The following is a 4,124-nucleotide window of genomic DNA, read 5'->3' as shown; positions in this document are numbered from 1 at the left end:
TTTGTTTTTACAAGATTCATGCCAATACTTCTTAGAGTTTATATACCGTGTCATTTGATTTAATTTTTATATAACAACTCTGTCCATTTTTAAATAAGCAAGGATACACAGCTACCCCTATTTAACTACGTTAAACAGTGATAGTCTGTGACCTTGATCAGGGGCTTCACCCCCGATACCCCCGAAAAGCTTTAAAAAGAAAAATCAAAGATTTTCCAATTTAAAGCTTACAAAAGCCAAAGCAGGGTAGATTGAAATGTTAGGACAGGAACAACAAGAGAATAAGCAAGGTAAAGCAGTTCGAGAACGAACTTTTAAAGTCAGACTTTCAGAATCAGAATATCAATTGCTTGATTCCAACAATCCTTATGGTTCGATTGCAAAGTTACTTAGACAAGCAGCAGTCGAGAAAGCAACTAGAATCCATAATTCCAAAGCAGAAGATGACCAAAAAATTAAAGCAACAAAGGTTGTTGAATCTTCGTATAGCAAGACAGAGCGAGCATTAATTTTAGAGCTTGGTCGGATTGGCAACAATGTGAATCAGATTGCTAAAGCAGTGAATACCGATATTGCAGGTGTAGGTACTTTTGACAAAGTGAAGTTACTTCATTTGTTGATTTCCATAGATCAGCAGCTTCGGGAGTTACGTCCAGATGATCGTTGATTTTTTTCGACATGGTTCAGGTTTGTCAAAAGGTTGTCTTGATTATTTATTGGGTGAAGATCGAGAGCGAGAACATGCACAGGTTTTAAGTGGTGATGTAGAGCTAACAGCGCAATTGATTGATAGCAGTCCTTTTGCCAAAAAATATACTTCAGGCTGTTTGTCTTTTTATGAACATGATTTATCTGACCAGGATAAACAGCAGATCATGCAAAATTTTGAGGAATGTTTATTCCCGGGACTAGATAAAGACCAATATCAAATTTTATGGGTACAGCACCAAGACAAAGTTAATCAGGACACAGGTGAGACAAGGCTTGAGCTTAATTTTGTGATTCCTAATGTTGAGCTTTCAACAGGAAAACGATTACAGCCATTCTATGCGCCAGTCGATTTAGATCGAGTTGATCTATTTAAGCAGATCACCAATACCGAGCATTCACTGTATGACCCCGATGATCCTGAGCATCGACAGCTATTTTTAAATAAAAAGAACCTACCCAAAGATATTAAGGATTTTAAAGCGCAGTTACATCAACGTGTTTATCGAGCGGTTGCCAATGGTGAAGTTGCCGATCGGCAAGAATTGGTGCAATGGCTTGAATTGAATCAAATCAATGTCACCCGACAAGTAAAAAATTCCATATCCATTGAAAACCCATATGAGGGCGCAAAACGTCCCATCCGTTTAGAGGGCGAGATTTATGAGCAAGGCTTTAGAGCTACTGGCGAATATCGACAAGAAGTACAACAACGAATTGAAGAATACAGAGGAACAGCTTCTGAGCGGTATCGAGCAAACGTCACAGAGTATCAGAGACAGCTTGAACACAAGAGCCAATATCACAGCGACCGCTATCCAACAGTCGGACGAGAAAATAGCCCAGAGCATTCAAAACAACGCCCAGACGGTCGAGAAGCAGTTGAGCCAGTATCAAGCCTTGCTGCAATCGAAATTGAGCCATTTAACGCAATTAAACGAGCAGATACAGAGCCAAGAACAGCAAGCTCAGAATCAAGCCGTACAGAAAAAACTTACCATTTTGAATATGGGACTGATTTCAGCAGCAGTTATTTTGCTTATAGCGATTTTCTCGCTTGGTCTCGTCACCAAAAACAAGTACAGCGAGATGCAGACGCTAAATACCGTAATCAACGAGAAACAAATGAGGGTCGACCATTTGAACAGATCGGGGGGCAGTTTGATGATCAGTACCTGCAAGCGACCAGACAGCAAAGCCCAGCGCCTATGTATTCAGATCAACAAGAAAGCAGGCGAATGGCAGAATGGCTACATGATTCCAATGGGGTATTAAACGATGACCGAATTAGAAACACAATTATTGAGAATCATCGAAGAACAACAGCAACAATTACTGCAACAACAAGTGCAATTGCAGAAGCAACAGCAAGCTTTAGACACAATGCAAACCAAGATTATCCAAGCCTTGTCAGCTCAATCAAAAGCAATCGAGAGCGATCAGCAGAGCTTACAGCAAGCACAGAAATCATTATCGACAATACAGAAGCAATTTCACGAGCTAGAACGCAGTACAGCGAGCTATACCGAGCAGATCAATGGCAAAGTTCGAGAGATGAGCCAGATTACAGCCAACAACGAAGAAGCATTGGAGAGAATCTCAACCGTACAGCGTTCAGTCTCGTCAGAAGTAGCCAAAGCTCAGCAGAATTTGATCGAAACGTCAGAGATATTGAAAAAAATATCCTCCAGATGAATGAGCGAAAAGTAGAGATGGAAAAACCTCGGCCTAAGCAAGATCGAGGGATAGATTTTGGTATGTAGTTGCTACATAATAATCTTATTAGTTTTAAATATTTTTATGGAAAATCAATTGAATAAGAACTTTACATTAATACCATTAGTTATAGCACTACTTATTTCTGGTTGTGGTGGTGGTTCTGGAGATAATTCAGGAAATAATTCAGGAAATAATTCAGGAAATAATTCAGGAGATAATTCAGGAGATAATTCAGGAAATAATCCAGATGGAAGCTTGAGTAATCCTAAAATTCTTGTTGATGGTGTTACACATAACTTAACAACCAATCCTTTTTACAATAATTTCTTATTTAGCGGTAGTAGTAATACAACCCTATTTTTAAAAGCTAATTACGAATTACCGTTTGTTCTTCAACAAAGAGTAAGATGTGCTGCAAATTATTCAACTAGCCCTGTTTTTACTCTAAGAGATAGAGAAGCTAATGAGCTTGTTTGCACAGATAGTCTAATTTTAAATTATTCAGATTCAAAACAAGATATTATTTCTTTGCCTTTGTCTAATAGAAGTAATGGTAAGCTTTTAGTTGCGGTTGTATCAGGAAATTCAGCGATAACAAACCCACATGGAAAAGTTGGAACACCAACAAATCCTACAACACTACAAACATCTAATAATTTAAACCATGATTCATTTTCAAATTATTTTAAGTATTCAGCAGCAGAAGCTACAAAAATTCATCTTTCAGTCTTATTAAATTCACCCCTCACAATAATACAAGAAGGTCGATGTGCTGCTTCAGGTGGTAGTGGAGCTTATAGGTATAGTACGGGAATACGTGTTTATGATGATCAATATAATCTACTTAAACAGGTATGTGGTACAGATTTAGAATATGAATTACCTAGTAGCGGGAATTATATTATTAATTTTAATTTCGAAGGGGCTGGTAATGAATCTGGGCAAGGGCTTGGAACAGGTACAGCATACTTTGAAAGTCTTATTTAAATATTTTTTTAATTAAGTAAAAAGCCCAATAACTCTTGCAAGTTATTGGGCTTTTACATTAAATTCAGTGGGTACAGTTATTTGATGCTTCCAACATCAATTAACGAAAGATCGGTAGAGCTGGAAACTCGTACTGATATTCACCTTAAAGGCTAGTACCACTATCTATTTTAAAGAATTAGAACAGTTTGACAAGCCTAAATTTGAAGTCCTTCGTTAATTCAGTAGTTTAAATCATCAAATAAGCACCTAACGGTCGAGCTTTATCTACTTCTGTGCGCCCTTTTAAGGAAGATATGCGGTGCATGTGGAGGGAATAAGTGTCACTGGTGCATCGTAGCGATAGTCGCAAGGCTAAACCGCTTACAGGGGATCTCACATAGGCGGAGCGTTGGAAGTAGTTGTATAGGTTGGTTAAGTTGCATGTTGGAGCAATCCTCGCAGAGATACCACCATACTTCGACAGGGAGCGCGTGGGAGAAGGTGCAAAACCTTTAGTCCTTGTCTGCATGGTCAGCAAAACCATGTGCGGATACGACCGATGCGTGGCTCCGTCAGCCCAATTACAGGTTAATCGGCAATACTTAAGAGGATATTTGATTTTTTTAAATCAAAGCCTCTTAGGGAAAGTATTGCCGAAACTCTCTCAACGTTCACCATCAGCCCGAGCAAAGCGAGGGATGTGGGGACGGTGAGAAAGAGTTGAGCGT

3 protein-coding genes are annotated in these 4,124 nt (G+C 38.9%); all 3 read left to right on the top strand.

All coding sequences use genetic code 11. The features are described 5' to 3' along the window. Positions 1–256 precede the first annotated feature (256 nt). Genes mobC through AC07E5_RS01140 form a run of 3 tightly spaced genes read left to right on the top strand, consistent with a single transcriptional unit; the run spans position 257 to position 3,414 of the window. Positions 257–667, top strand: a complete 411-nt coding sequence (mobC, locus tag AC07E5_RS01150) for a plasmid mobilization relaxosome protein MobC (RefSeq protein WP_180169967.1) — start codon at positions 257–259, stop codon at positions 665–667. After that, on the top strand, positions 657–2,471 hold the full coding sequence (locus tag AC07E5_RS01145; protein WP_498624490.1) for a relaxase family protein: 1,815 nt from the start codon (positions 657–659) through the stop codon (positions 2,469–2,471). The genes mobC and AC07E5_RS01145 overlap by 11 nt, the downstream gene beginning before the upstream one ends. Positions 2,472–2,508: 37 nt before the next feature. Continuing rightward, positions 2,509–3,414 (top strand): hypothetical protein, encoded by a 906-nt coding sequence (locus tag AC07E5_RS01140; protein WP_498624489.1) that lies wholly within the window; start codon positions 2,509–2,511, stop codon positions 3,412–3,414. The last annotated feature ends 710 nt before the right edge of the window (positions 3,415–4,124 follow it).

The organism is Acinetobacter seohaensis, assembly GCF_056431365.1.
This window is presented reverse-complemented; position numbering and strand designations above follow the sequence as displayed.

What these genes read in the sequence shown, in the direction of transcription:
- AC07E5_RS01145 (WP_498624490.1), top strand. Translation starts at nt 657, where the DNA reads ATGATCGTTGATTTTTTTCGACATGGTTCAGGTTTGTCAAAAGGTTGT.
- mobC (WP_180169967.1), top strand. Translation starts at nt 257, where the DNA reads ATGTTAGGACAGGAACAACAAGAGAATAAGCAAGGTAAAGCAGTTCGA.
- AC07E5_RS01140 (WP_498624489.1), top strand. Translation starts at nt 2,509, where the DNA reads ATGGAAAATCAATTGAATAAGAACTTTACATTAATACCATTAGTTATA.